Source organism: bacterium, from assembly GCA_037131655.1.
Classification (GTDB): domain Bacteria; phylum Armatimonadota; class Fimbriimonadia; order Fimbriimonadales; family JBAXQP01; genus JBAXQP01.
This window is the reverse complement of record JBAXQP010000349.1, coordinates 1-2,581: the sequence shown is the minus strand read 5'-3', so window position 1 is coordinate 2,581 and position 2,581 is coordinate 1. Positions and strand designations below refer to the sequence as shown.

General features: G+C 46.8%; 3 protein-coding genes. All 3 read right to left on the bottom strand.

The features are described from left to right. The coding region (locus WCO51_12240) for a class I SAM-dependent methyltransferase (protein ID MEI6514023.1) at positions 1-330 on the bottom strand (330 nt) is incomplete at its 3' end. A gap of 134 nt (positions 331-464) precedes the next feature. Further along, positions 465-1,544: a DNA-processing protein DprA gene (gene dprA / locus WCO51_12235; GenBank protein MEI6514022.1), complete on the bottom strand. Its 1,080-nt coding sequence runs from the start codon at positions 1,542-1,544 to the stop codon at positions 465-467. 13 nt (positions 1,545-1,557) lie between these two features. Then, on the bottom strand, positions 1,558-2,581 hold a 1,024-nt coding region (locus tag WCO51_12230; protein ID MEI6514021.1), incomplete at its 5' end, for a PQQ-binding-like beta-propeller repeat protein.

The following is a 2,581-nucleotide window of genomic DNA, read 5'->3' as shown; positions in this document are numbered from 1 at the left end:
TTTATATACTCCAAAATCATCTTTCTTTTCCGCTATATCATGGAACATAATAACTCCATCTTTTGTAAGCTTACCAACCCAACTTTCAAAATCGTGTCTAACCGCCTCATAGGTATGTAATCCATCGATGTGAAGCAGGTCAATTGACCCAGTGCTAAATTTATGTAATGCTTTATCGAAAAGACATCTTAATAAAGTTATTTGTTGTTTGGAGTAATAAATATTTTTTATTTCTTTTACTTTCTTATAAATATCTTCTGATTTTAATTCTTGCGCAAGACATGAAACAGCAAGAACTGCTAACACGAACACACTTATCAATTTTCTCATTATGAATCTCCTTCGAATCCTGGGATAAAAAGCCAGCTATCGTATATAAACAGATTAGCTGTCCGTATATACTTTTCCTTCTTTATGATGAAAATATAAAATATTGGCTATAAACCCCATATCTCCTACCTTCTCTACAGTGCCCGAATATATAATCCACCTGGGAGGCGGCGGGCTTGGTTGGTTATTTCTAGGATGGTTAGTTCGGTGGCTAGGGCTTGCGTGGGTAAGTTTAGTTGGCGGGCGATGGTGTCGGGGTGCGTGGGTTCTAGAGATAGGGCTTCTAATATCCGTTTTTGTTGAGGGGTTAGGTTTGTATTGGGTTTGTTGGTTTTGGGGTGGTCATCTTTTGGGATGCCTAATGCCGCGAGGATATCATCGGCGCTGCTGATTAGGGTGGCGCCGTCTTTGGTAAGGCTGTGTGAGCCGTCGTAGTTCGTTTCCCCCATTCTACCGGGAACGACGAATACATCACGTCCCTGCTCTGCTGCGCAACCGGCCGTGATGAGCGCCCCGCTTCGTTCAGGAACCTCCACCATAATCACTCCTAAACTGAGGCCGCTTAGCGTCCAGTTGCGTACGGGAAATCGGCCAGGTAATGGTGTAGTGCCGGGTGGGAATTCTGATACTACCGCGCCATTGGCTGCAATCTTCTGAAACAAAGCCCTGTTAGATGGCGGGGAGTCCATTTCTGCGCCACTTGCAAGTACAGCAATAGTTCGACCACCGGCCGCGAGCGCTCCTTGGTGTGCGGATGTGTCGATTCCAAACGCGCCGCCGCTTACAATGCAGAGTCCCGATTTGGCTAGATCCTTCGCAAGCTGCTCTGCAATCATTAGACCAACACTCGATGCTTTTCGCGTTCCTACTATTCCAATACTAAAGCGATCTGTCTCTGATAATTGGCCTCGAATAAAGAGTGCTATGGGCGCTCCGTCCAGAGGTTTTAAGTTCGCTGGGTAATCATCATCTAGAATTGTAACCATTGATAACTGCCCTGACTCGATTATATTAATTGCGGAGGCAGGGAATTCGGGAGCGTTGTGGAGGCGGTTGATTTCTGAGGGCGAAAATCCCATCTGAGCCAAATCTTCAGATGGGGCATCGAGGACAGCTTGAGGACTGCCGTATTCATTTAAAAGCGCATATTTGCGGCTTGACCGTAACTCTACGCCGACTAGCTTTAGCCATGCGGCGATAGCTTGTTTTTCCATCACGAGGTTAGCCTTAACGTCCGGGGTAATTTGGTGTGTTGCCGGGACGACCATAAGGATTTGAAGGATTCGCGCCTGGAGTGCTTATGCCGGGTGTTGGTCCTTGATAACGTCGTTTAGCCGCTCGCTTGAGGCTATTGTCCACCATTACTGACCATGTTTTGTTAAGCTTATTGCCAGCCCAATCGGAAGCTTCCAGACGCAAGTTATGGCGTCCATCGGACCATGGCTTATTGGTCTGGCTTACAAGGAACTTATAGCTTATCAAGCCCTTTGTCGAGTCAAAATCACAGCTAAGCGCTTCCTCATCTAAAAATAATTTGACAGTGGAAGGGTTGATCCCCGAGCCTTCGTCATTTATTTTCGCAGTTATCTCAAGAGGCGGTTGACCAGGCATCGACTCGCCGGCTTCAGGAAGTACGTACTCAACTTCAGGCGAAGTCACATCAACACCCTTCAAAGTGCTGAAGGCGATTAATTCCCCATTATCCGTTAGGATATAAAGAGTCCCGTTAGCGACTACTGGTGAAGTGGTGATATTAACATAGTCTTGGCGAGGGGCGGCATTTACTGCGTTGCTTGGTAAAGGCCGGATGGTGTACTGCCATTTAAGCTCGCCGGTTGCAATGTCGTACATGCTAATCATGCCTCGGCGTTGTGGAACGATAAGCATATTGCCAGCAACGGTTGCAGAGGCTGCTGGGGCATAACTCAGAATTATTGGTTTTTTCCACAACGTTTTGCCGGTATTTTCAAACGCATACACTTTGTTTTCGTTGGTTATAACGAACACGCTATTATCGTTAGCGGTAGGAGATTGAGCGACCTCTGATGAAAAGGCCTTCACCCAGTACGTGCGACCGCTGGACGGGTTTAAAGCAAAGAGGTTACTGCCGCTGCCTACATAGATTCTTCCGGCTGCCAAGATAGGTGAATTATCTGTTGTTGTTGCAGGCATCCTGGCTGCCCATTTTGCTTTAGCACTTGAAGCGAGGACACCATAAACGTATCCGTCATTGGAGCTTAGCACTACCATG

Excerpts from the sequence above, each read along its gene's own strand:
- dprA (MEI6514022.1), bottom strand. The coding sequence starts at position 1,544 with ATGGAAAAACAAGCTATCGCCGCATGGCTAAAGCTAGTCGGCGTAGAG.